The sequence below is a fragment of the Citrobacter sp. CK194 genome (assembly GCF_030333395.1).
Lineage (GTDB): Bacteria > Pseudomonadota > Gammaproteobacteria > Enterobacterales > Enterobacteriaceae > Citrobacter_B > Citrobacter_B koseri.
In genome coordinates, this window is record NZ_JAOWGA010000018.1 from 442,218 (window position 1) to 467,069 (window position 24,852).

Sequence of the window (24,852 nt, forward strand, 5' to 3'; positions counted from 1 at the left end):
TTGAATGTTCCATTGTCCGAAGTGTAAACATGCGGCTCATGCTCGCACAAGTCGATATCTGAGTGAAAACACCAAAGAACGGTATCATCAATGCACAAACATAAATTGCAGTTGTACCTTTGTGACAATGGAATCCGTGGAGAGATTTATTGTTACACCTGAATGCGTAAATCCAGCGCCTCCGCATCCGCTGCCTACAGGTCAGCGTCAGTTATGGATGTAAAAGAACCCGCTTAGAGCGGGTTTTTTTACATCACGAGGGTCATAATTCCAGACATCAACCGCCATTTCATCGCCACTACAAATTGAGCCAACAAAAAAGCCACTCATGTGAGTGGCTTAATTATATGATTCTAAAGCTAAAATTTGGTGGCCCCTGCTGGACTTGAACCAGCGACCAAGCGATTATGAGTCGCCTGCTCTAACCACTGAGCTAAGGGGCCGTGGCGGTGGATTATAAAGTAACTCCGTGTTGCAATCCAGCCATAACCGTACGGATGCTGTTTTTATAAACAACGTATTTTCAATCCGTTATACTTTCAGCCTGATGTATCGTTCAGGAGTTAATATGGTTAAGGACATACTGGCGCGGGAGCTGAGAGTGGTATTTTGCGGCATCAATCCCGGCCTCTCTTCTGCGGGGACAGGGTTCCCGTTCGCGCATCCTGCCAACCGTTTCTGGAAGGTAATCCACCTTGCCGGATTTACCGGGCGTCAACTGAAACCGGAAGAGGCGCAGCATCTGCTGGATTTCCGCTGTGGCGTTACCAAATTTGTCGACAGACCTACCGTGCAGGCGAACGAAGTTAAGCTTCAGGAGATGCGTAGCGGCGGCCATAAGCTCATTGAGAAGATTGAGCACTATCAACCTGCGGCGTTGGCGATTCTGGGCAAGCAGGCGTTTGAGCAGGGATTTAGCCAGCGCGGCGCGCAGTGGGGAAAACAGACGATGACCATTGGCGATACGCAGATCTGGGTGTTGCCGAATCCCAGCGGCTTAAATCGCATCAGGACGGAAAAACTGGTGGAGGCGTATCGGGAACTTGATGAATCGCTGGTGGTTCACGGGCTGTAAGCGGTAAAAAAACGCCACCTTGCGGTGGCGTTGATGCTTATGCGGCGAGATTAATCGTCCAGGAAGCTACGCAGCACTTCAGAACGGCTCGGGTGACGCAGTTTACGCAGCGCCTTCGCTTCGATCTGACGGATACGTTCGCGGGTAACGTCAAACTGTTTACCCACTTCTTCCAGCGTATGGTCGGTGTTCATATCGATACCGAAACGCATACGCAGCACTTTTGCTTCACGCGCCGTCAGGCCAGCCAGCACGTCGTGCGTTGCGGCACGCAGGCTCTCGGTGGTGGCAGAGTCCAGCGGCAGCTCGAGGGTGGTATCCTCGATGAAATCCCCCAGATGCGAATCTTCATCGTCGCCGATCGGCGTTTCCATGGAGATAGGCTCTTTGGCGATCTTCAGCACTTTACGGATCTTGTCTTCCGGCATCAGCATGCGCTCGGCCAGCTCTTCTGGCGTCGGCTCGCGACCCATTTCTTGCAGCATCTGGCGGGAGATACGGTTGAGTTTGTTGATGGTCTCAATCATATGCACCGGAATACGGATGGTGCGCGCCTGATCCGCGATAGAGCGGGTGATCGCCTGACGAATCCACCAGGTGGCATAGGTGGAGAATTTGTAACCACGACGGTATTCGAACTTGTCTACCGCTTTCATCAGACCGATGTTGCCTTCCTGAATCAGATCCAGGAATTGCAGACCACGGTTGGTGTATTTTTTGGCGATAGAGATAACCAGACGCAAGTTCGCTTCAACCATCTCTTTCTTCGCACGGCGGGCTTTCGCTTCGCCGATGGACATGCGACGGTTGATGTCTTTTACCTGCTCGATGGTCAGGCCGGTTTCTTCTTCAATCTGTTGCAGTTTTTGCAGGCTGCGCTGAACGTCTTCAGTGACATCGTGCAGCTTTTCGGACCACGGCTTGTTCATCGCAATGGCGGCATTGAACCAGGTTTCGCTGGTTTCGTTGCCGGTGAACAGGGTGATGAAGTTTTTCTTCGGCATTTTGCACTGCTCAACGCAGAGCTTCATGATCAGGCGTTCTTGCGTGCGAACGCGATCCATCATGACGCGCATGCTGTTCACCAGGTAGTCGAACTGCTTCGGCACCAGGCGGAACTGCTTAAACACTTCAGACAGCTTCAGAATTTCGGTCTGCGCATCGGCGTGGCTGCGACCTTTCGCTTTGATGGTGTCACGGGTGACTTCGTACTGCGTACGCAGCTCTGCGAATTTTTCGCGCGCCAGTTCCGGGTCGATGCTGTTGTCGTCATCGCTGCTGTCGTCGTCTTCTTCTTCGTCTTCATCATCGTCGTCGTCCATCTCTTCCTGAGAGAGTTCAGAACCGACGTGCGTGGCGGTAGGCGCCATATCTTCTTCAGCGTTCGGGTCAACAAAGCCGGTGATCAGATCTGACAGGCGAGCTTCTTCGGCTTCAACGCGATCGTACTGTTCAAGCAGATAAGTAATCGCTTCCGGGTATTCGGCAACGGAGCATTGAACCTGGTTGATCCCGTCTTCAATACGTTTAGCGATGTCGATTTCGCCTTCACGGGTTAACAGTTCAACCGTACCCATCTCACGCATGTACATGCGTACCGGGTCAGTGGTACGACCGATTTCAGATTCAACACTGGATAAAACTTGAGCAGCAGCTTCTTCCGCGTCTTCGTCGGTGTTGTTGGTGTTTTCAGCAAGCAGCAGATCATCGGCATCCGGTGCTTCTTCCATCACCTGAATACCCATGTCGTTGATCATTTGGATGATGTCTTCGATTTGATCTGAATCGACGATATCTTCCGGCAGATGGTCATTGACCTCGGCATAGGTCAGATAGCCTTGCTCCTTACCACGGGTGACAAGAAGCTTCAGCTGTGACTGCGGGTTTTGCTCCATAAGACGGTATCCACACTTATTTCGTTTGATTGGTGTCGGCGGTGTATCTGCCAACCTTTAAAGCGAGGGCGTACTTATATTTTTGCCGCTGCCTCTCAGTGCGGCTGTCGGGGGCTTCCCGATCGCTATTCGGCACTTAAGCCGTTAAATACGTCATCCTTCAAGTTGTCTCTGCGTTAGCTGCGTTCTCTTGCTGCCTTAATACAACTTGAATGGTTTTGTCTATCAATTCATTTTTTGGCCAGTTCCTGGTTCAGCGTCCAGAGTTCCCGGCGTTCTTCGTTGCTTAAACCGTGTGTGCGATCGCGAGCAATCAACTCTTCCTGGCGCAGCTTAAGCATCGAATCAAACATATGGTTGAGTGAGTCGGTGAAGGTTTTTTCAGCAATGTCCTTATCAGCTATATCGTCCCACATCGACAATTTTTCAAGGGTCGCAGCACTATTTGTGCCGCGATAATGTTCTAAAAGTTGGCCGGTGGTCAGACCTGGTTGAGACAAACAAGTGTTGACCAGTTCTTCAAATAAGCCAAGCCCGGGCAGCTTTTTTTGATCCAGGCCGCCTAGCGGTGGTACTAACGGCGCCAAATCCGGGTTTTGTACCAGTAACCCTATAAGTATACGCATGGTCGTGCGTTTTAGCTGCGGAGCAGGGCGTACCGTGCCACTTTCTGCCTGTTTTGGCATTAAGCGGTCAAGCTGGCTATCGTCAAAGATGCCTAATTTCAGCCCCAGCATCTGTCGTAGCTGGATCCTGTGCGTATCTCCGGGAACCTGGTTAATCAGCGGCAGCGCCAGCGCGGCAAGCTGCGTACTTCCATCCGGCGTACTCAAATCAACCTGCGGCAAGAGGCTATTGAAGAGAAACAGAGAGAGCGGCAGAGCCTGCTCCATCCGTGCTTCGAATGCTTCTTTGCCCTCTTTACGCACCAGCGTATCCGGGTCTTCGCCATCAGGCAGGAACATAAAGCGCAACTGCCGTCCGTCGGTGATATAGGGCATTGCCGTTTCAAGCGCTCGCCATGCCGCATCGCGTCCGGCCCGATCGCCGTCATAACAGCAAATCACATTGTTAGTCGCCCGGAATAACATGTGGATATGGTCGGCTGTTGTCGATGTCCCCAACGATGCCACGGCGTAGTTAATGTCGTACTGCGCCAGCGCGACAACGTCCATATAGCCTTCAACAACAAGCAGTCGCTGCGGTTCAGCGTTATGTTGCTGAGCTTCATAAAGGCCATACAGCTGTCGACCTTTATGGAAAATATCGGTTTCCGGGGAGTTCAGGTATTTCGGCGTATCGTTACCGAGTACGCGACCACCAAAACCAATCACCCGTCCTCGTTTATCGCGAATCGGGAACATCACCCGATTACGGAAACGGTCGTAGGTTCTGCCCTGGTCATTGTTGACCAGCATTCCGGCATCCAGTAACAGCGCTCTGTTGTCGCTATTATTACCGAAACGTTTTAATGCGTTATCCCAGCCTGGCGGAGCGAAACCAATCGCGAAGCGTTGAACGATTTCAGCGCTAAGGCCGCGTTTTTGCAAATATTGGCGCGCAGGCTCTGCTGTGGGGTGGGCGAGCGACTGTTGATAAAACGCATTCAGCCCGTCCATTAACTGATAGAGGTTTTGCCGTTGATGGCGCTCTATCTGGCTAAGACCTGTCCCTGCTTCGTAGGGAATTTCCAGGTTGTGCATTGCAGCCAGTTCTTCGACGGTTTCCACGAAATCGAGCTTGTCGTAGTTCATGAGGAAATCGATCGCGTTGCCGTGCGCGCCGCAGCCAAAGCAGTGGTAAAACTGTTTTTCACCGTTCACGGTGAAAGAGGGGGTTTTTTCGTTATGGAACGGACAGCACGCGTGAAAATTCTTGCCCTGCTTTTTCAGCTTCACCCGCGCATCGATCAGATCGATGATGTCGGTGCGTGCCAGCAGGTCATTGATAAATACGCGTGGGATTCGTCCAGCCATATGCCCCTTTTATACACTTCACCCTTCAGGCGCCGCTTTGCCGCATCCTGAATGATTTTGTATATATGCCAATGCATAAACGAAAATAAGCCGCGCATTCCTTTCGGAAGCACGGCCTTACAACTACAACTCGGTCTGAATCGAGAGCTTACGCCCTCAACGCATTAGTACAGACGAGTGCGGCGTGCGTTTTCGCGAGCCAGTTTCTTCGCGTGACGTTTCACTGCTGAAGCTTTAGCGCGCTTACGTTCGGTAGTCGGTTTTTCATAGAACTCACGACGACGAACTTCCGCCAGAACACCTGCTTTCTCACAGGAACGCTTGAAGCGACGCAGAGCTACGTCGAACGGCTCGTTTTCACGTACTTTAATTACCGGCATGTGCCTCTCACCTTTGATTAAATCGGTTTGCCGCTGGCATCAGCGCCAGCTTATTTCAAAATGGTGCGGAATTTTACTGCAATTGCTGCTGCTTTGTAAAGCACCGACGCCTTTTTTGAAAGGGACTTTTATAAGGGTGAGGAGTATACACGAGGCTGTCGCCAGGGGCGAACAAAGTTTTACATCAACCCGCATTGGCCCTACACTGCGCGGTATCAGAGTGAGGTAAAACAAGTCATGCGTGTACTGGGTATTGAGACATCCTGCGATGAAACCGGCATCGCTATTTACGACGACGAAAAAGGTCTGTTAGCCAACCAATTGTATAGTCAGGTGAAATTGCACGCTGACTACGGCGGCGTAGTGCCTGAACTGGCCTCGCGCGACCACGTACGCAAGACCGTGCCGCTGATCCAGGCGGCGTTGAAAGAGTCGGGTCTGACGGCGAAAGAGATTGATGCCGTGGCCTATACCGCAGGGCCGGGTCTGGTGGGGGCGCTGCTGGTCGGCGCGACCGTTGGCCGTTCGCTGGCGTTTGCCTGGAATGTTCCGGCGATTCCGGTACACCATATGGAAGGGCACCTGCTGGCGCCGATGCTGGAAGACAATCCGCCGGAATTTCCGTTCGTGGCGCTGCTGGTCTCCGGCGGTCATACCCAACTTATCAGCGTGACCGGGATTGGTCAGTATGCGCTGTTAGGCGAATCCATTGACGATGCGGCCGGTGAAGCGTTTGATAAAACCGCCAAACTGCTGGGACTGGATTACCCTGGCGGCCCGATGCTGTCGAAAATGGCGGCGCAGGGCACCGCAGGGCGTTTTGTCTTTCCGCGTCCGATGACCGACCGTCCTGGGCTGGATTTCAGCTTCTCCGGGCTGAAAACGTTCGCCGCAAACACGATCCGCAGCAACGGTGATGATGAACAGACCCGCGCCGATATTGCCCGTGCGTTTGAAGATGCGGTGGTGGATACGCTGATGATCAAGTGTAAGCGAGCGCTGGATCAGACCGGCTTTAAGCGTCTGGTGATGGCGGGCGGGGTGAGCGCCAACCGCACGCTGCGTGCGAAGCTGGCGGAAATGATGCAAAAACGGCGTGGCGAAGTGTTCTACGCGCGGCCAGAGTTTTGCACCGATAACGGCGCGATGATCGCCTACGCCGGTATGGTGCGCTTCAAGGCGGGCGCAACGGCGGATTTAGGCGTGAGCGTGCGTCCTCGCTGGCCGCTGGCGGAGCTGCCTGCGGCGTGATTTTTTGCCCGGTGGCGGCTTCGCTTACCGGGCTTACAATACCGTAGACCGGGTCAGGCGAAGCCGCCTCCCGGCGATAAAAAACGCTACACCCGCAACATCCCTTTATCTTCCAGAAACGCAATAATCGTCGCCAGGCCGTCACCGGCTTTCAGGTTGGTAAACGCCCACGGCCGATCCCCGCGCATACGCATTGTATCGCGCGCCATCACCTCCAGCGACGCGCCCACATACGGCGCCAGATCCGTTTTGTTGATCACCAGAAAATCGGATTTGGTAATCCCCGGCCCGCCTTTACGCGGGATCTTCTCGCCTTCGGCCACGTCGATCACATAGATCGTCAGATCGGCCAGCTCCGGGCTGAAGGTGGCGCTCAGGTTATCGCCGCCGCTCTCGACAAAGATCAGATCCAGGTTGCCGAATGTCTCGCTTAATGCTTCCACCGCCGCCAGGTTCATTGAGGCGTCTTCGCGAATGGCGGTATGCGGACAACCGCCGGTTTCCACGCCGACAATCCTTTCCGGCGCCAGCGCGCCCGCTTCGGTAAGAATGCGCTGATCCTCTTTGGTATAAATATCGTTAGTCACCACCGCCAGTTGATAGGTATCGCGCATCGCTTTGCATAACGCTTCCAGCAGGGCGGTTTTACCGGAACCCACCGGACCGCCCACGCCGACGCGCAGGGGATGTTTATAGTTGTTCATCGTGTCTCCTCAGGAGCGAAATAATCGGCAATATTGTGTTTCGTGACGGGCAGAAGCGATGGCGGACAGCGGCGTGGATGAGCCCAGATCCGCATCCGGGCGAGCCAGCGCCTGCGCCATACCCTGCGCGTAATGGTCGCAAAGCGAAAGAATGAGCTGCTGCGCCGCCTGTTGTCCGAAGGGCACCAGCTTCACCCCCGCCATCACCGCGCTTTCTAACCAGCTGTAGCCGAGGCTTAACGCCAGATCCGTCAGCGGGATGCGCCAGCGCACGCCCAGCCACGCCATACCGCAGAGCTGGCTGTCGGCAAAAAGCGGACGCCACGTCTGCGGGCAGTCCGGCACCCAGTCCACCACCAGGCGTGTAAACGCCGCCCCCCGGCTGCGCTCTTCTTCGCGCAGTTCCCGGGTTTCCCGACAGGCCAGCAGATATGCGCTCCAGCGGCGAGCGGCGGTAACGTCATTCCGTTCACAGGCGTGGTATAACCGGGCGAAAATCGGCAGGTCGACGGTAAAAAAGTTCTGCTCCAGCTGTTGCGTTTGCCAGTGCGCAAAGTCTTCCGCGTTTTTCACCCAGCCGATCTCCACCGCCCACTCCAGCCCCTGAGACCAGGTAAACGATCCCACCGGTAAACTGCTGCTGGCGAGCTGCATCAGGCGCAGCCGTTGTCTGGCGTCAGTCATCAGTGGGCGTGGCCGTGGTGATGGCCGTGAGATTCGCTGGCATATGCCCCCGCCTCCGGTTCAAAGGGCAGATGCGCGAAAGTCACCTCTAAGCTGAACTGGCGCAGCATGTCGTCCAGTACGTGATCGTGGTGATAGCGCAGCTCGTCAGGCAGAATTTGCAGCGGAACGTGGCGGTTGCCCAGGTGGTAGCAGGCTTTGGCGAGCAGGAACGGATCGGCGCAGCGCACGACCGAAACGGCTTCGTTTGCGGCGATGATCTCCACCACCTCTGCGCCATCTTCCGTACTCAGGCGATCGCCGCCGCGTAACAGCAAACCGCGCGGCAGCAGTAAACCGGCTTCGCGTCCGTCGCCCAGCACTACCTTCGCCCGGCTTTTGACGCGGACATCAATGGGGAGCGTCAGCGTTGCCGTGACGGCGGCGGGCGTTTCAATACGTTGCGTCAGATACAGCATATCGTCTCCTCAAAATAAAAAATAACGCTGGGCCATCGGCAACACGTCTGCCGGTTCGCTGGTGATCGGCTCACCGTCAATGCGCACCTCGTAAGTCTGGGCGTCAACGGTGATGTTGGGTTGCAGGCTGTTGTGGATCATGTCGGCTTTTTTTACCGTCCGGCAGCCTTTCACGACGGCGGTGGCGCTGCGTAAGTTGAGCTGCTGCGCAATGCCGTTTTCAACCGCAGCCTGAGAAAGAAAGGTCAGGCGACAGTGATGACGCGCCGCGCCAAGCGCGCCAAACATCGGCCGGTAATGCACCGGTTGCGGTGTGGGAATCGAGGCGTTGATATCACCCATCGGCGCGCAGACAATCATCCCGCCTTTGATGAGTGTTGCGGGTTTTACGCCAAAAAAGGCCGGAGACCAGAGCACCAGATCCGCCAGCTTTCCGGCCTCAACAGAACCGACCTCATGGGCGATGCCGTGGGTTAGCGCCGGGTTTATCGTGTACTTGGCGATGTAGCGTTTTACGCGCTGGTTGTCGTTATCGCCCGTCTCCTCCGCTAACGGGCCGCGTTGTACTTTCATCCGGTGCGCCACCTGCCAGGTTCGCAGAATGACTTCGCCCACTCGTCCCATTGCCTGGGAATCCGACGAGGTCAGGGAAAAGGCGCCGAGATCGTGCAGCACATCTTCGGCGGCGATGGTTTCCCGACGAATACGCGACTCGGCAAACGCCACATCTTCGGCGATATCCGGGTCGAGATGGTGGCAGACCATCAGCATATCGAGGTGTTCGTCAATGGTGTTGACGGTATAAGGCAGCGTCGGGTTGGTGGAGGAGGGGAGAATATGGGGATGCGCGCAGGCGGTGATAATATCCGGGGCGTGACCGCCTCCCGCCCCTTCGGTATGAAAGGTATGGATCGTGCGATCGCCAATTGCCGCCAGCGTGTCCTCGACGAAACCGGACTCGTTTAACGTGTCGCTGTGCAGCGCGACCTGAATATCCATCTCTTCAGCCACGGTCAGCGCACAGTCGATCGCCGCAGGCGTCGCGCCCCAGTCCTCGTGGATCTTCAGGCCGATCGCGCCGGCGGCAATCTGCTCACGCAGCGCGTCCGGGTTCGAGCCATTCCCTTTGCCGAGAAAACCGATATTCACCGGCAGGCTGTCCGCCGCCTGCAACATGCGGGCGATGTACCACGGGCCAGGCGTGCAGGTGGTGGCATTGGTGCCCGCTGCCGGGCCGGTGCCGCCGCCAATCATGGTCGTCACGCCAGAGACCAGCGCCTCTTCCGCCTGCTGCGGGCAGATCCAGTGAATATGCGTGTCCACGCCGCCTGCGGTAACGATCTTTCCTTCACCGGCGATCGCCTCCGTGCCGACGCCAATTGGGATCGTCACATTGGGCTGAATATCCGGGTTACCGGCTTTGCCGATGGCGAAGATCCTGCCGTCTTTGATGCCGATGTCCGCCTTGACGATCCCCCAGTGATCGACGATCAGCGCGTTGGTGATCACCAGATCCACACACGCGCGAGCACGCATCTGCCCCTGGCCCATACCGTCGCGGATCACTTTGCCGCCGCCGAATTTCACCTCTTCGCCGTAGGTCGTGAGATCGTTTTCGACTTCGATCCACAGTTCGGTATCCGCCAGACGCACCCGGTCGCCGGTCGTCGGGCCAAACATGTCGGCGTAAGCCTGCCGGGAAATCTCAGTCATTGTCTGCCTCCAGAGAGCCCATTACTTCGCCGCGAAAACCAAAAATACGCTGTGCCCCGGCGACGCGCACCAGTTCGACCTCGCGTTTTTGCCCCGGCTCAAAACGCACTGCCGTGCCTGCGGGGATGTTCAGGCGAAAACCGCGTGCGGCTTGCCTGTCAAAGCGTAATGCGGGGTTGACCTCGTAAAAGTGATAGTGTGATCCGACCTGAACCGGGCGATCGCCATGATTCTCAACCACGATCGTGCAGGTTTCTCTGCCTGTATTGATCGCGATGTTTCCCGTGGAGATCCTGTATTCGCCTGGAATCATGGTTCCTCCTTTATACGATCGGGTTATGAACGGTGACCAGTTTCGAGCCGTCTGGAAAGGTGGCTTCAACCTGAATATCCGGGATCATTTCCGGCACGCCCTCCATCACCTGATCGCGGGTCAACACATGGCGACCGTCTTCCATCAGTGACGCCACGCTTTTGCCGTCGCGGGCGCCTTCCATAATGAAAGCGCTGATCAGCGCCACCGATTCCGGGTAGTTCAGCTTCAGTCCACGCGCCAGACGACGCTCCGCCACCAGCGCGGCGGTAAAGAGCAACAGCTTGTCTTTTTCTCTGGGAGTCAGTTCCATAGTGATTCTCTTATGTCTGCCAGATACGGGGCAGGAGTGGCGGTTTTTGGGTCAGTTGTGGTCGTAAGGATTGCCAGACGGCGCGCATAACGCGCTGGATAAGCAGGTTGTCGTGCCCGAGAAAGCGCAGGGCCAGCAGTGAATCAATCAGCGTCGCGCCAGCGTAGTCGCCGAGGGGGGCAATTTGCTCGCGTACGCCGTCCAGCATCTTTTCCGTGGCGGGATAACAGAGCAGCGTACCGCTCCAGGGATGTCTGGCGACGGTGTGCAGGTTTCCTCCCTCAAGATGCAGCCTTTCTATTAATAGCGGCGTACCGTCCCGCCATACTTCCAGGCGGTTGCGCAGCGTGCCGTGGCTGAAGGTCTCCTGCATCACCGGTCGCCCCAGACAGAGCAGATCCCAGGCCAGCAGCCGGCTCTCTTGCGCCAGATGAAAGACCGACTGGATGTTAGCGTTCGCGCCGGGAAAAAGGATCGTATCCTGCGGCAGCCACTCCAGCGTGGCCTGCGGGGCGAGATAAAAATCCTGCCGCAGCTGCGCCTGAGGGCCGCGACTGCGGTAAAACTTCCCTGCGCCAGGCTGGGTGATTAACGCATGGCTGTCTGTTGCAAGCGTGGCGGAAATCGTGAGTTCATCGCCCCCGACAATGCCGCCCGGCGGATGAAGCAAATAGAGGTGGCAAACGTCGTCTTCCGGGTAAAACGGACGCTGTACCGTCAGCGGGCCGACGTGTCGCGCCGAAGTGAGCACTGTTTTATGCGCGGCGCGGGTAAACCGCAGATCCAGTTCGGCCTGCCAGCCCCGTGTGAGAGTCTTGTGCGCAACGGTGTCCAGAGCGTTTCCCTTATCAGCGTGAGGGGAGGTGCATACAAAAAAGTATGCCTCAGCGCATCGGGAAAACGGTCATACGAGAAGCTTATGGAAAAAAGAGGCGGCGTCATGCCGCCCCAACGAGGTTTACAGCAAAACGAGAGGCATCCAGACAAGGCCGGTCATTACCAGCAGAACCAGGAAGATCAGGCCAAAAATAGCGCCCAACCGCCAGTAATCCACCGTCGGCAGATAACCGCTACCGTAGTAGATGGGGCTTGGGCCGGTCGCATAGGGGGTGAGAATGCTGCCCAGACCAATGGCGGCGCCGACCATCAGGCAAAACACCGGTAAGGGGATGTCCGGCATCGCCAGCGCAGCGGCAATCATCATCGGCGCCAGCGCGGAGGTATAAGCGGTGGCGCTGGCAAAAAAGTAGCGTAACAGATAAAACACCACGATGAGCGCGACCATCACCATCATCGGCGAATAGCCGCTTAGCCCGTTTGCCAGCAGTTTGCCAAACCAGGTGATAAAGCCGGTATTGTTCAGTCCGGTGGCGAGCGTAATCAGCGAGGCCAGCCAGAAGAAAACGTTCCATGCCGCTTTATTGCTGACGATGTCATCCCAGGAGATGATGCGTAATACCAGCATCAATGCCACCACGCTATAACCGACCATCGCGGCATCAATGTAATCGCTGCCGAAGATCCACAGCACCAGCGCGCCGACCATCAGCACCAGCATCTTTTTCTCGCGCGAGCAGAGCGGGCCCATCTCCTTTAGCTCTGCTTCCGCCCAGCGCGGCACCTGGTCGCCCGACTTCAGTACTGGCGGATACAGCACGTAGGCCAGCCACGGAACCAGCAATACCAGCAGAATGCTTAGTGGCAGCATTCCTGAGAACCAGTCGCCCCAGCTTAGCGCCGTATGGGATGCGCTTTTCATCAGGCCAATCAGCAACAGGTTAGGCGCCATCGCCGTCAGGAAAATGGCGCTGGTAACGCAGTCGGCGGTGATGCCCATCCACATAATATACGAGCCAATGGAGCGGGAACTGGCGTCGTTAGGCTGCGAGTTATAGAGCGGCGGCAGGTTGCGGATAATCGGGTAGATGATCCCGGCGCCGCGCGCGGAGTTAGACGGCGTGACCGGGGCGAGGATCAGCTCGGAAAACATCACCGCATAGCCAAGAAACAGCGTGCGATGGCCCATCTTCTTCACCAGCATCAGCGCAATTCGCCGACCGAGACCGGTTTTTTCATAGCCGGTGCCAAACATAAAGGCGGCGAAAATCAGCCAGATAACCGAGTTAGAAAAACCAGACACCGCCCACGAGAGGGCTTTGGCGGTAAATTTAAAACCATCCTGCGCGAGCTGATCGGGACTGAACAGCAGCCACGGCGACAGAACGGCAATGATCGAAATCCCGATCATCGCCACGACCGCGCCCGGTACAGGTTCCAGAATGAGTCCCACAATGACGCCGGTAAAGACCGCAAAATAGAGCCAGGTGTGGCTCTCAAGACCGGTGGGGACGGGCAAAACAGCAATAATGGCGATGACCACCAGTGGAGCCAGGTATCGCCACCAACCAGATAAAGGTGCCATTGTCGTATCCCTGAGAAAAGGGAGAGGCGTAGCGCCTCTCCTGAAGGGTTATTTGATGTAGTGCACGTACTCGCAGATCTCGTCAACGATGGGACCGCGACGCTCGGCGAACTGTTTTTTGTTGTCGGCGATCAGGTTGTTGCCGTGGGTATCGATAGAAACAATCAGCGGCCCGAACTCTTTCACCCGGCAAACCCACAGCGATTCCGGCATGCCGAGTTCCGTCCAGTGCACCTCTTCTATCTCTTCGACCTGGGTCGCCGCCAGCACCGCGCAGCCAGCCGGGAAGATGACATGCAGCGCTTTGAATTTCTGGCAGCCTTCTTCGGTCAGCGGCCCCATCCCGCCTTTTCCGACCACCAGCTTCACGCCGGTCTGCTCAATGAACTCTTTTTCAAAGGCTTCCATACGCATGCTGGTGGTCGGGCCGACGGAGACCATCTCCCATTTATCACCGTTTTTACGCACAATCGGCCCGGCGTGGAAAATCGCTTTGCCATTGAGATCGTAAGGAATAGGGCGCTTGAGTTCGATCAGGCGGCGGTGACAAACGTCGCGACAGGTCACCAGCGTTCCGGTCAGGTAGATCACATCGCCAACGCGGATATCTTCCAGGTCTTCGGCTTTGATCGGGGTAGTGAGGATCTTTTTCATAACGCGCTCCGGGTGTGGGACAGGTTTTCGAAGGAGAGGTCAGAATGAACCAGCAGCGTACCGCGACGGTGCGCCCAGCAGCCGGTGGAGACAGCCACGCCAATGGTTGACGGATGACGGGCGGCGGATTCGATGTGTACGCCCATCACCGAGCTGTTGCCGGTCAGCCCTTGTGGGCCGATTCCCAGGCGGTTTAGCCCTTCTTCCAGCCGCAGCTCAAGCTCTGCTGCCTTTGGATTCGGATGACGGGTGCCTATCGGGCGCAGAATCGCTTTGCGGGAAAGCACGGCGGCGGTTTCGACGGAGGTTGCGATGCCCACGCCGACCAGTACCGGTGGACAGGCATTGACCGCCAGCGTGGAGATGTTTTCAAAGACGAATTTCACCACGCCTTCGTAGCCTTCGGAAGGCATCAGCACTTTGGAACGCCCCGGCAGCGTGCAACCGCCGCCCGCCATATAAACTTCAATTTCCGCATCGTCGCCATCGGGAATAATCTCCCAGGTGACCCACGGCACGCCGCTGCCGGTGTTTTTGCCGGTATTCACTTCGTCGAAAATTTCGACCGCGTTATGGCGTAGCGGCGCTTTTACGGTGGCGTCTTCCACGGCCTGCTTAAGAATACTTTGCAGCTCGCCCAGCAGCGGGAAGCGGGAACCGACCTTCACGAAGAACATAATTTCGCCCGTGTCCTGGCAGGCCGGGCGGTTCAGGTCGATTGCTTTCTGCATGTTATCGAACATCGTGTGGTAGATAATGTTTCCCATCGATGAGGTTTCGGCATCACGCAGCTGTTTTAATTTATCGACGACGTCATCGGGCATTCGGGTGGAGATCATGGCGGTAAAATTAGCGACAATATCCGTCAACGTAGTAACCGCATTTTGGTTATTTTGATTGCTCATCATATCAACTCCAGTTCTTTTATTAATCTGGAAATAAATTCTCTGGAGTAAACTACCACTAAATGTGTGGTTTTATATTTTTTGTCACTGTGTATATGCAATTAACAGTTCGTGAATCACACCACAGAAAGGTGATGAAAATTGAGCAAAGGCAGGGTTTAACGACGTTAAGAGATTTACACTGCGCGTATTAAAATCACGGATAACCGACAGATGCTGAACAACTATCCCTTAGCCAAAGACCTACAGGTTTTGGTTGAAATTGTCCATACGGGAAGCTTTAGCGCGGCAGCGGCGGCGCTGGGGCAAACGCCCGCGTTCGTGACGAAACGGATTCAGATTCTTGAGACAACCCTTGCCACCACGCTGCTGAACCGCTCGGCAAGAGGTGTTGCGCTGACGGAAAGCGGGCAACGCTGCTATGAACATGCGCTGAAGCTCCTCACGCACTATCAGCGGCTGGTGGATGAGGTGACGCAAATTAAAACGCGCCCGGAGGGAATGATTCGCATTGGCTGTAGTTTTGGTTTTGGCCGCAGTTATATTGCACCTGCCATTACCGACCTGATGCGCAATTATCCTGAATTACAGGTTCACTTTGAACTCTTCGATCGGCAAATTGATTTGGTACAGGATAATATCGATCTGGATATTCGGATTAACGATGAAATTCCTGATTATTATATTGCGCATTTGTTAACAAAAAATAAAAGAATATTATGCGCGTCTCCCGAATATCTCCAGAAATATCCTGAGCCGAAAACCTTACAAGAATTAAGCGGTCATGATTGTCTGGTGACAAAAGAACGTGATATGACCCACGGCATATGGGAACTGGGGAACGGGCAAGAGAAAAAATCAGTGAAAGTAACCGGACACCTCTCTTCCAATAGCGGTGAAATTGTTTTGCAGTGGGCGCTGGAGGGCAAAGGGATCATGCTGCGTTCAGAGTGGGATGTGCAGCCGTTTCTGGCGAGCGGTAAACTGGTGAGGGTATTGCCGGAGTATGCGCAGAGCGCCAATATCTGGGCGGTCTATCAGGAACCGCTGTACCGCAGCGTAAAGTTACGGGTATGTGTGGAGTTTCTGGCGGCATGGTGCCAGAAGCGACTCGGCAAGCCAGACGAGGGATATCAGGTGGCGTGGTGAAGCTATCTGTAGGCCGGATAAGACGCTTTGCGTCGCCATCCGGCGATGCGTATGTGCCCGATGGCGGCTTCGCCTTACCCGGCCTACGGCGTGGTGTAAAAAGCTACTGCGGATCTTTCTCGCGCTTCTTCTTGAGTTTCGTCCAGATCTTCGTCTCCTGACGACGCCACAGGCGCTGGATGTTGTCATGGTGGCGCAGCAAAATCAGGCAAGACAGCATAGAGACCGGGAAGGTGAACTGGGGTTTAAACCACCACACGTAGAATGGCGCAATCAGCGCGCTGACGATCGCGCCCAATGACGAGTAACCGCTCAGTAAGACGGTCAGCAGCCAGGTACCCGCCATCACGCCAGTTAAGTCCCAGCCGATGGGCGCGATCGCGCCGAATGCGGTCGCGACGCCTTTTCCGCCTTTGAAGCCAAAAAAGACCGGCCAGATGTGCCCCAGACAGGCGGCGATGGCAATCAGGCCCAACCAGAAAGGGGTTACACCTAATGCATAAGCGCCCCAGACGGGCAGCATGCCTTTGAGGACGTCGAAAATCAGTACCGCTACGGCTGCTCCCTTGCCCCCTATGCGTAACACATTGGTCGCGCCAGGGTTACCGGAGCCACTCTGACGCGGGTCGGGTAAACCTGCAATGCGGCAGACCAGAATGGCACTGGAAATTGAGCCGCAGAGGTACGCGAAGAGGATCATTCCAGGCGCGATTGCACTCATAAGCTGTTCCGTTTTGAAAATGTCGTGTTAAACGCTACTTCTGTGGATAATACGCATATTTCGCCGGAAGTGGTATCCGGGTTAGCCAAAAAGCAGGCAGGTCGTGATGGATATTGTATTTATAGAGCAACTTTCGGTAATCACCACTATCGGTGTTTACGACTGGGAGCAAACTATCGAACAGAAACTGGTGTTCGATATCGAAATGGCGTGGGACAACCGTAAGTCAGCCAGAAGCGACGACGTTGCGGATTGTCTGAGCTATGCCGACATTGCCGATACGGTAGTCAGCCATGTGGAGGGCGGCCGTTTTGCGTTAGTCGAACGCGTAGCGGAAGAGGTGGCGGATCTGCTGCTCAGCCGCTTTAACTCTCCGTGGGTACGCATCAAGCTCAGTAAGCCCGGCGCCGTAGCGCGTGCGGCGAATGTTGGCGTTATCATTGAGCGTGGCAATAATCTGAAAGAAAATAATTAACTTCATAGTTTTTAAACCAAACGGCGATATATGGGTCTTAAAGCTGGAGTCATAACTGCTGTTCGTTTTTTTTGATTTAGGGGTTTATTGATGAGCGATATACACTCGCTGCTGGTGGCGGCAATTTTGGGTGTGGTCGAAGGATTGACGGAGTTTTTGCCCGTCTCCAGCACGGGCCATATGATCATTGTCGGTCACCTGTTGGGTTTTGAAGGCGATACGGCAGAGACGTTTGAGGTGGTAATTCAGCTGGGATCGATCCTGGCGGTGGTGGTGATGTTCTGGCGGCGTTTGTTCGGCCTGATCGGCATTCACTTTGGCAAACAACCGCATGAAGGCACCGGAAAAGGGCGCCTGACGTTAGGGCATATTGTGCTGGGGATGATCCCGGCCGTGGTGCTGGGCCTGGTGTTCCATGACACCATTAAGTCTTTGTTTAATCCCGTCAACGTGATGTATGCGCTGGTCGTGGGCGGTCTGCTGCTGATTGCCGCGGAATGCCTGAAGCCGAAAGAGCCGCGCGCGCCGGGCCTGGACGATATGACGTATCGTCAGGCGTTTATGATTGGCTGCTTCCAGTGTCTGGCGCTGTGGCCGGGCTTTTCCCGTTCCGGCGCGACCATTTCCGGTGGGATGTTGATGGGGGTGAGTCGCTATGCCGCATCGGAATTCTCATTCCTGCTGGCTGTTCCGATGATGATGGGCGCGACGGCGTTGGATCTCTACAAGAGCTGGTCGTTCCTGACGGTGGAAGATATCCCCATGTTCGCCGTGGGATTTGTGACTGCGTTCATTGTGGCGCTGATCGCTATCAAAACCTTCCTGCAATTGATTAAGCGTATTTCGTTTATTCCGTTTGCGATTTACCGCTTTATCGTGGCTGCTGCGGTCTACGTTGTTTTCTTCTGATAACGCTTGATGCCGGATGGCGGCGTAAATGCCTTATCCGGCCTACGGTTCGATTTTGTTGCCGGATGGCGGCGCAAATGCCTTATCCGGCCTACGGTTCGATTTTAATGCCGGATGGCGGCGTAAATGCCTTATCCGGCTTACGGTTGGATTTTGTTGGCCGGATAAGCGGAGCGCCATCCGGCAACAAAACGGTGAGCTTACGCCTCGGGTTTCGGGCAACGCCGTTCCTTCCAGTTAGCCACCGCTGCAATTCGCCGTCTGGTGAGTTCTTCGCGGATCTCCGCGCCTTTAAAGCCTGCCTCCACCACCTCTTTTGTCGGCACCGCCTGCGCGACCTGCCACGCTTCGCGCAGCCAGCGGCCTTGCGGATAGTCAGACGCCTCAAAACCGGTACGACCGCGCACGTCGGCCTCGCTGGTCAGGGCGATTTGCTCTACGCGCTGCGGCTTACGCCAGGCGTCAATCGAATCGAACAGCTTCACGATCGTTTTCGGCTGCAAAATCGGGAAGGTATGGATGAGATCGTGGAATTCCGCCACCAGTTTGGCTAAATCCCGAATCTCATTCGGCACACGCAGACGCTGGCATAACTGCTCGACCAGCTTTACGCCTGCCGGGCCGTGGCCATGATGGCGCGGCCAGAGCGCTTTGGGCGTCAACCCCTTGCCAAGATCGTGACAGAGCGTGGCGAAACGCACATCAACGTTCGGGCTGAGCATGGCGGCCATTGATAACGTCATTAATGTGTGGATGCCGGTATCGATTTCCGGGTGCCACTTTGCCGGAGCCGGAACGCCAAACAGCGCGTCCACTTCCGGGAACAGAACGCGTAGCGCGCCGCAGTCGCGCAGCACCTGAAAGAAAACCTGCGGATTGCGCGTGGTTAAGGCGTTCTCGGTCTCCTTCCATACGCGCTCCGGCGTGAGGTGTTCCAGTTCGCCTGCGGCGGTCATGTCGCGCATCAACGCCAGGGTTTCATCAGCGATGCGAAAACTGAGATGCGCGTAGCGGGCGGCAAAACGCGCCACGCGCAACACGCGCAGCGGATCTTCGCTAAAGGCGGGGGAAACATGGCGCAGCAGGCGATTGTCCAGATCGCGACGCCCCTGATAGGGATCGACGATATGGCCGTCGTCATCCTGCGCGAGGGCATTAATGGTGAGGTCGCGACGTTGCAGGTCTTCTTCCAGCGTCACGTCCGGCGCGGCATAGCAGGTAAAGCCGGTATAGCCTGAACCGGATTTACGCTCGGTGCGCGCCAGCGCATACTCTTCACGCGTTTGCGGATGAAGAAACACGGGAAAATCGCGGCCTACCTGCTGGTAGCCCGCGTCAAGCATCTCCTGCGGCGTGGCGCCAACCACCACCCAATCTTTATCTTTGACCGGTAGCCCTAACAACGCATCCCGAACAGCACCACCGACCAGATAAATCTTCACGCCACTTTCCCTTCCTGAAAAAAATCATCCCTTAATCATATGTCAGTGCGGCAGAGAAGGCGATTTAGTTCATCCAGCGGTCTTTGCGTTTACGGCTTGGGATCATGTGCGGGAGAACCAGACCGAGCAGCAGGCCGAGCCCCAGCACGCCGCCGCCATACATGAACCACTGCATAATGATGGTGCGCTGCTTGTCATCAAGTTGCAGATTGGCGGCGCTGACTTTCTTCTGCGCCACGATCAGCTCGTTTTTCAGCTTCTGGTTTTCTTCTTTCAACCCGTTAATCACGCTGTCGCTCTGCGACACTTTTTGCTGCATGTCGGCCGTGCGCTGATTCCAGGTGGTATCAATATTGTTCAGCTTATCGGTCAGCGTCTTAACCTGATTTTCCAGATCCGGTACGCGGATACGCAGGCTGGGCGAGCTGTTCAGCTCTTTCATCGGGATCCAGGCAGTACGACCTGTACTGTCTTTCACCTGAGCGTAATTCGTGTTGGCGTCAGTCTGTAATAATGTCACTTCCTCGCCGGCATTCACCGTACCCACGAGGCGATAATTATCTCCCGGACCGCTGCGGACCCAGGTATTCAGTTCGTCAGAGACATAGCGCTTCTCTTCTGCGTGGGAGACGGCAGTGGCGCTAAGTGCAAGTAAAGTTAATCCAATCAGGCGTAATTTTGGCATCAGGCTGTCGTTTTTGTCATAAAAAGTGGAACGATAGTAGTGGCATCAGTGTCTCTACGCAAAGCATTCGACATCAATCGGAATCATCTGTGTCATCTTTGCCACTGTTTTAAACTTTTACGCCCGTCAAATTGCTCGTTGCATGGCAATTTGGCGCAAAATACTATCTACTGACAAAAAAGAACGCGTTAAGTTCGCCGTCATTCTTCCCATATGTGACATAACCCATAAGTACAAGGCAATGGCTCAGGAAATCGAATTAAAGTTTATCGTTAATCACGACGCTGTAGACGCGTTGCGTGACCATCTGCAAACACTCGGCGGCGAGCACCATGCGCCCAGCCAGTTACAGAACATTTACTACGAAACGCCGGACAAGTGGTTGCGTGGACATGATATGGGTCTGCGCATCCGTGGCGAGAATGGTCGTTATGAAATGACCATGAAAATCGCCGGTCGGGTTACGGGGGGCCTACATCAACGGCCGGAATACAATGTTGCGCTGAGCGAGCCGACGTTGGATCTCGCACTGCTCCCGCAGGAGGTCTGGCCGAACGGCGAGCTGCCTGCGGATCTCGCTTCACGCGTGCAGCCGCTGTTTAGCACCGATTTTTACCGTGAGAAATGGCTGGTGGACGTTGACGGCAGCCGTATTGAAATCGCGCTCGATCTTGGCGAAGTGAAGGCTGGAGAATGTGCCGAGCCAATTTGCGAGCTGGAGCTGGAACTGTTAAGTGGCGAGACCCGTGCGGTGTTGAAACTGGCAAACCAACTGGTGTCGCAAGCGGGTCTGCGTCAGGGCAGCCTGAGCAAGGCCGCACGGGGATATCATCTGGCGCAGGGGAATGCTCCGCGTGGGATCAGACCTACTGCGGTGCTGAAAGCGCCAGCCAAAGCCAGCATTGAGCAGGGGCTGGAAGCGGCGCTGGAGCTGGCATTGTCGCAATGGCAGTACCATGAAGAGCTGTGGGTGCGTGGAAATGACGCCGCCAAAGCGGATGTACTGGCGGCGATGGGGCTGGTTCGCCATGCGCTGATGCTGTTTGGCGGCATTGTACCGCGTAAAGCAAGCGCTCACTTACGCGATTTGCTGACGCAGTCGGAAGCGACCCTTGTCTCTGAGGTTTCAGCCATTACGGCTATCTATAGCACGCAAACGGCGATGGCTAAACTGGCGCTGACCGAATGGCTGGTCACCAAAGCCTGGCAACCGTTCCTCGACGCCAAAGCGCAGGCGAAAATGGCCGATTCTTTCAAACGCTTTGCCGATATTCACCTGTCGCGCCATGCGGCGGAGCTGAAAGCGACTTTCGGGCAGCCGTTGGGCGATCGGTATCGCGATCAGCTTCCGCGCCTGACCCGCGATATCGACAGCATTTTGCTGCTGGCAGGTTATTACGACGCGAATGCGGTACAGGCCTGGCTGGAGAACTGGCAGGGCCTGCGCCACGCGATTGTGACAGGGCAGCGCATTGAAGTTGAACACTTCCGCAATGAGGCGATCTTCCAGGAGCCGTTCTGGCTGCATAGCGGAAAACGATAACCAGTAACGCCTGATGGCGATGCTGCGCATCTTATCAGGCCTACGGGCACAGGTTTTGTAGGTCGGATAAGGCGTTACGCCGCCATCCGGCAATGTCAGACGCCTGATGGTGATGCTGCGCATCTTATCAGGCCTACGGCGCACAGGTTTTGTAGGCCGGATAAGGCGTTACGCCGCCATCCGGCAATGTCAGACGCTTGATGGCGATGCTGCGCATCTTATCAGGCCTACGGGCGCAGGTTTTGTAGGCCGGATAAGGCGTTACGCCGCCATCCGGCAACACTCATCGGGATTAGTTAGCCATCTGAGGACACACCTTAAATGAAGCCGCTTTCTTCACCGTTACAGCAGCACTGGCAGACCGTGGTTGAGCGGTTACCAGAAATTCTGGCTGAAGCCACGCTTAGCGTTCAGGCGAAGTCAGTACTTACATTTAGTGACTTTGTGCAGGACAGCGTGATTGCGCATCCCGAATGGCTGACTGAGCTGGAAAGCGCGCCGCCGCAGGCCGATGAGTGGCGGCATTATGCCGCGTGGCTACAGGACGCGTTGGCGCAGGTGACTGATGAAGCGGCGCTGATGCGTGAGCTTCGCGTATTCCGTCGCCGCATCATGGTACGTATCGCCTGGGCGCAGGCGCTGTCGCTGGTGGAAGAAGAAAACATTCTGCAGCAGCTAAGCCAACTGGCGGAAACGTTGATCGTCGCCGCGCGCGACTGGTTGTATGACGCCTGCTGTCGCGAATGGGGTACGCCCTGCAACCATGATGGCATACCTCAACCGTTGCTGATTCTGGGGATGGGAAAACTGGGCGGCGGCGAGCTGAATTTCTCCTCGGATATCGATCTGATCTTCGCCTGGCCGGAGCACGGTTCCACCCGGGGAGGTCGGCGCGAGCTGGATAACGCGCAGTTCTTTACCCGCATGGGGCAGCGTTTGATCAAAGTGCTGGACCAGCCGACGATGGACGGCTTTGTGTACCGGGTGGATATGCGTCTGCGCCCGTTTGGCGACAGTGGCCCGCTGGTGCTGAGTTTTGCCGCGCTGGAAGATTATTACCAGGAACAAGGGCGCGACTGGGAGCGTTATGCGATGGTCAAAGCGCGCATTATGGGCGCTGCCGACAGTGCGTATGTCGATGAACTGCGCGCCATGTTGCGACCTTTCGTGTTCCGCCGCTATATCGATTTCAGCGTGATCCAGTCCCTGCGTAATATGAAAGGGATGATTGCCCGTGAAGTGCGTCGTCGCGGTCTGAAAGACAATATTAAGCTTGGCGCCGGCGGTATTCGTGAAATTGAGTTTATCGTGCAGGTGTTCCAGTTGATTCGCGGCGGACGGGAACCCTCGCTGCAATCGCGCTCGTTGCTGCCGACGCTGAGCGCGATTGATGCGCTGCACCTGTTGCCAGAAAATGACGCCGGACAGTTACGCGCGGCCTATCTCTTCCTGCGCCGTCTGGAAAACCTGCTGCAAAGCATCAATGATGAGCAGACCCAGACGCTGCCGGGCGATGAACTGAACCGGGCGCGTCTGGCCTGGGGAATGCGCACGGATGACTGGTCGCAGCTCACCGACAGTCTGGCGGCGCACATGGCTAACGTGCGTCGGGTATTTAACGAACTGATTGGCGATGACGAAACCGATACTCAGGAAGATACGCTGTCGGAACACTGGCGCGAACTGTGGCAGGATGCGCTACAGGAAGATGATACCACGCCGGTGCTGGCGCATCTGTCCGACGACGATCGCGGACGCGTGCTGGCGTTAATCGCCGACTTTCGTAAAGAGCTGGATAAGCGCACCATTGGCCCGCGCGGGCGGCAGGTGCTCGACCATCTGATGCCGCATCTGCTTAGCGACGTGTGCTCGCGCGAAGATGCCTCTGTGCCGCTGTCGCGTATTACGCCTCTGCTGGTGGGGATCGTTACGCGTACCACCTACCTTGAATTACTGAGCGAATTTCCCGGCGCGCTGAAGCACCTGATTTCGCTGTGCGCCGCTTCGCCGATGGTGGCGAGCCAGCTGGCGCGTTATCCGCTGTTGCTCGATGAACTACTGGACCCGAATACGCTGTATCAGCCAACGGCGACCGACGCTTATCGCGATGAGTTACGCCAGTATTTGCTGCGTGTGCCGGAAGATGACGAAGAGCAGCAGCTGGAAGCGCTGCGCCAGTTTAAACAAACACAACTGTTGCGCATTGCGGCGGCGGATATCGCCGGTACGCTGCCGGTGATGAAGGTCAGCGATCACCTGACCTGGCTGGCGGAGGCCATTATCGACGCCGTTGTCCAGCAGGCGTGGGGGCAAATGGTGGCGCGCTATGGGCAGCCGACGCACCTTGCTGAGCGCACCGGACGCGGGTTTGCGGTGGTGGGTTATGGCAAGCTGGGCGGCTGGGAACTGGGCTACAGCTCCGATCTTGATCTGATCTTCCTGCACGATTGCCCAATGGACGTGATGACCGACGGCGAGCGTGAAATCGACGGCCGCCAGTTCTACTTACGCCTGGCGCAGCGCATTATGCACCTGTTCAGCACCCGCACCTCTTCCGGTATCTTGTATGAAGTGGACGCGCGGCTGCGCCCGTCCGGCGCGGCGGGAATGCTGGTCACGTCGGCGGAAGCCTTTGCCGATTATCAGAAAAACGAAGCCTGGACATGGGAGCATCAGGCGCTGGTGCGCGCCCGTGTGGTTTATGGCGACCCGCAACTGACCTCGCAGTTTGACGCCGTGCGTCGCGATATCATGACCCTCGCCCGCGAAGGCAAAACGTTGCAGACCGAGGTGCGCGAAATGCGCGAGAAAATGCGCGCGCATCTGGGCAACAAGCATCGCGATCGTTTTGATATCAAAGCCGACGAAGGCGGGATCACCGATATTGAATTTATTACCCAATATCTGGTGCTGCGCTATGCGCATGAAAAGCCGAAGCTGACGCGCTGGTCCGATAACGTGCGCATTCTGGAACTGCTGGCGCAAAACGACATTATGGACGAACAGGAAGCGCATGCGCTGACGCAGGCCTATACCACGCTGCGCGATGAGCTTCATCACCTTGCGCTACAGGAGCTTCCGGGGCATGTGGCGCAAGAGTGCTTCAGCAAGGAACGCGCGCTGGTGCGGGCAAGATGGCAGAAGTGGCTGGTTGCCGGGTGAAGTGTGCTATTATCGCGCGCAAA

At 56.0% G+C, this 24,852-nt stretch carries 24 protein-coding genes, 1 tRNA gene and 1 pseudogene; 8 read left to right on the forward strand and 18 right to left on the reverse strand.

Annotated elements, in window-relative coordinates; all coding sequences use genetic code 11:
* Positions 1-4 precede the first annotated feature (4 nt).
* Entirely contained in the window at positions 5-223 is a 219-nt protein-coding gene (locus OGX80_RS13860; RefSeq protein ID WP_032618577.1) for a DNA-binding transcriptional regulator, read from the forward strand.
* 144 nt (positions 224-367) lie between these two features.
* Here the strand turns inward: OGX80_RS13860 and OGX80_RS13865 are convergent.
* Positions 368-443: transfer RNA gene (locus OGX80_RS13865), tRNA-Ile, on the reverse strand.
* Positions 444-568: 125 nt separating this feature from the next.
* On the opposite strand from OGX80_RS13865, the gene mug reads away from it, so the two are divergent.
* Entirely contained in the window at positions 569-1,075 is a 507-nt protein-coding gene (mug, locus tag OGX80_RS13870; protein WP_047461125.1) for a G/U mismatch-specific DNA glycosylase, read from the forward strand.
* A gap of 50 nt (positions 1,076-1,125) precedes the next feature.
* Here the strand turns inward: mug and rpoD are convergent, their stop codons facing one another.
* The 3 genes from rpoD to rpsU form a co-directional block, all read right to left on the reverse strand.
* Entirely contained in the window at positions 1,126-3,000 is a 1,875-nt protein-coding gene (rpoD, locus tag OGX80_RS13875; RefSeq protein ID WP_256372597.1) for an RNA polymerase sigma factor RpoD, read from the reverse strand.
* Positions 3,001-3,200: 200 nt separating this feature from the next.
* A complete protein-coding gene (dnaG, locus tag OGX80_RS13880) occupies positions 3,201-4,946 on the reverse strand; it encodes a DNA primase (protein ID WP_012135203.1) in 1,746 nt (581 codons plus the stop codon).
* A 164-nt stretch (positions 4,947-5,110) separates the two neighbouring features.
* Positions 5,111-5,326 (reverse strand): 30S ribosomal protein S21, encoded by a 216-nt coding sequence (rpsU, locus tag OGX80_RS13885; RefSeq protein ID WP_001144069.1) that lies wholly within the window; start codon positions 5,324-5,326, stop codon positions 5,111-5,113.
* 237 nt (positions 5,327-5,563) lie between these two features.
* Between rpsU and tsaD the strand changes: the two genes are divergently transcribed.
* A complete protein-coding gene (gene tsaD / locus OGX80_RS13890) occupies positions 5,564-6,577 on the forward strand; it encodes a tRNA (adenosine(37)-N6)-threonylcarbamoyltransferase complex transferase subunit TsaD (protein WP_047461129.1) in 1,014 nt (337 codons plus the stop codon).
* Between the two features lie 86 nt (positions 6,578-6,663).
* Here tsaD and ureG read toward each other — a convergent pair whose 3' ends face one another.
* The 10 genes from ureG to ttdA form a co-directional block, all read right to left on the reverse strand.
* Entirely contained in the window at positions 6,664-7,281 is a 618-nt protein-coding gene (gene ureG, locus OGX80_RS13895; RefSeq protein WP_114848347.1) for an urease accessory protein UreG, read from the reverse strand.
* A 9-nt stretch (positions 7,282-7,290) separates the two neighbouring features.
* Entirely contained in the window at positions 7,291-7,965 is a 675-nt protein-coding gene (locus OGX80_RS13900; RefSeq protein ID WP_115181094.1) for an urease accessory protein UreF, read from the reverse strand.
* Entirely contained in the window at positions 7,965-8,423 is a 459-nt protein-coding gene (ureE, locus tag OGX80_RS13905; RefSeq protein WP_012135197.1) for an urease accessory protein UreE, read from the reverse strand. The genes OGX80_RS13900 and ureE overlap by 1 nt, the downstream gene beginning before the upstream one ends.
* 9 nt (positions 8,424-8,432) lie before the next feature.
* The gene (gene ureC, locus OGX80_RS13910) at positions 8,433-10,136 is read right to left on the reverse strand and encodes an urease subunit alpha (protein WP_047461135.1); all 1,704 of its coding nucleotides are present in this window, start codon (positions 10,134-10,136) and stop codon (positions 8,433-8,435) included.
* Positions 10,129-10,449 carry an urease subunit beta gene (locus OGX80_RS13915; RefSeq protein WP_012135195.1) on the reverse strand — a complete coding sequence of 107 codons (321 nt, stop codon included), beginning with the start codon at positions 10,447-10,449 and terminating at the stop codon, positions 10,129-10,131. Before OGX80_RS13915 ends, ureC begins: the two co-directional genes overlap by 8 nt.
* Before the next feature lie 10 nt (positions 10,450-10,459).
* The gene (locus tag OGX80_RS13920) at positions 10,460-10,762 is read right to left on the reverse strand and encodes an urease subunit gamma (protein WP_042289336.1); all 303 of its coding nucleotides are present in this window, start codon (positions 10,760-10,762) and stop codon (positions 10,460-10,462) included.
* 10 nt (positions 10,763-10,772) lie between these two features.
* Positions 10,773-11,597 (reverse strand): urease accessory protein UreD, encoded by an 825-nt coding sequence (locus OGX80_RS13925; protein WP_200029912.1) that lies wholly within the window; start codon positions 11,595-11,597, stop codon positions 10,773-10,775.
* Positions 11,598-11,720: 123 nt separating this feature from the next.
* Positions 11,721-13,184 (reverse strand): anion permease, encoded by a 1,464-nt coding sequence (locus tag OGX80_RS13930; protein WP_233644158.1) that lies wholly within the window; start codon positions 13,182-13,184, stop codon positions 11,721-11,723.
* A gap of 48 nt (positions 13,185-13,232) precedes the next feature.
* Complete coding sequence (ttdB, locus tag OGX80_RS13935) at positions 13,233-13,838, reverse strand: L(+)-tartrate dehydratase subunit beta (RefSeq protein ID WP_012135191.1); 606 nt, start codon at positions 13,836-13,838, stop codon at positions 13,233-13,235.
* The gene (gene ttdA / locus OGX80_RS13940; RefSeq protein ID WP_012135190.1) at positions 13,835-14,746 is read right to left on the reverse strand and encodes a L(+)-tartrate dehydratase subunit alpha; all 912 of its coding nucleotides are present in this window, start codon (positions 14,744-14,746) and stop codon (positions 13,835-13,837) included. Before ttdA ends, ttdB begins: the two co-directional genes overlap by 4 nt.
* Before the next feature lie 210 nt (positions 14,747-14,956).
* Here ttdA and ttdR point away from each other — a divergent pair, with 210 nt between their 5' ends.
* Positions 14,957-15,892 carry an L-tartrate utilization transcriptional activator TtdR gene (ttdR, locus tag OGX80_RS13945; RefSeq protein WP_115181097.1) on the forward strand — a complete coding sequence of 312 codons (936 nt, stop codon included), beginning with the start codon at positions 14,957-14,959 and terminating at the stop codon, positions 15,890-15,892.
* Positions 15,893-15,995: 103 nt separating this feature from the next.
* On the opposite strand, the gene plsY is transcribed toward ttdR, so the two are convergent.
* Positions 15,996-16,613 carry a glycerol-3-phosphate 1-O-acyltransferase PlsY gene (gene plsY, locus OGX80_RS13950; protein ID WP_012135188.1) on the reverse strand — a complete coding sequence of 206 codons (618 nt, stop codon included), beginning with the start codon at positions 16,611-16,613 and terminating at the stop codon, positions 15,996-15,998.
* Between the two features lie 106 nt (positions 16,614-16,719).
* Here plsY and folB point away from each other — a divergent pair, with 106 nt between their 5' ends.
* Both folB and bacA read left to right on the forward strand, forming a co-directional pair.
* Complete coding sequence (gene folB, locus OGX80_RS13955) at positions 16,720-17,088, forward strand: bifunctional dihydroneopterin aldolase/7,8-dihydroneopterin epimerase (protein ID WP_012135187.1); 369 nt, start codon at positions 16,720-16,722, stop codon at positions 17,086-17,088.
* Positions 17,089-17,178: 90 nt separating this feature from the next.
* Entirely contained in the window at positions 17,179-17,997 is an 819-nt protein-coding gene (bacA, locus tag OGX80_RS13960; protein WP_012135186.1) for an undecaprenyl-diphosphate phosphatase, read from the forward strand.
* Between the two features lie 91 nt (positions 17,998-18,088).
* On the opposite strand, the pseudogene OGX80_RS22425 reads toward bacA, so the two are convergent.
* From OGX80_RS22425 to OGX80_RS13970, 3 genes and pseudogenes are all read right to left on the reverse strand, one after another.
* A pseudogene (locus tag OGX80_RS22425) lies at positions 18,089-18,202 on the reverse strand (hypothetical protein); the annotation flags it as partial.
* Positions 18,198-19,439 carry a multifunctional CCA addition/repair protein gene (locus OGX80_RS13965; RefSeq protein ID WP_058668122.1) on the reverse strand — a complete coding sequence of 414 codons (1,242 nt, stop codon included), beginning with the start codon at positions 19,437-19,439 and terminating at the stop codon, positions 18,198-18,200. The gene OGX80_RS13965 and the pseudogene OGX80_RS22425, both read right to left, overlap by 5 nt.
* Positions 19,440-19,503: 64 nt before the next feature.
* The gene (locus OGX80_RS13970; protein WP_012135182.1) at positions 19,504-20,124 is read right to left on the reverse strand and encodes a TIGR04211 family SH3 domain-containing protein; all 621 of its coding nucleotides are present in this window, start codon (positions 20,122-20,124) and stop codon (positions 19,504-19,506) included.
* A gap of 241 nt (positions 20,125-20,365) precedes the next feature.
* On the opposite strand from OGX80_RS13970, the gene OGX80_RS13975 reads away from it, so the two are divergent.
* Complete coding sequence (locus tag OGX80_RS13975) at positions 20,366-21,667, forward strand: CYTH domain-containing protein (protein ID WP_058668121.1); 1,302 nt, start codon at positions 20,366-20,368, stop codon at positions 21,665-21,667.
* 321 nt (positions 21,668-21,988) lie between these two features.
* Positions 21,989-24,829, forward strand: coding sequence for a bifunctional [glutamate--ammonia ligase]-adenylyl-L-tyrosine phosphorylase/[glutamate--ammonia-ligase] adenylyltransferase (gene glnE, locus OGX80_RS13980; RefSeq protein WP_286471296.1), 2,841 nt, complete (start codon positions 21,989-21,991; stop codon positions 24,827-24,829).
* Positions 24,830-24,852: the final 23 nt, after the last annotated feature.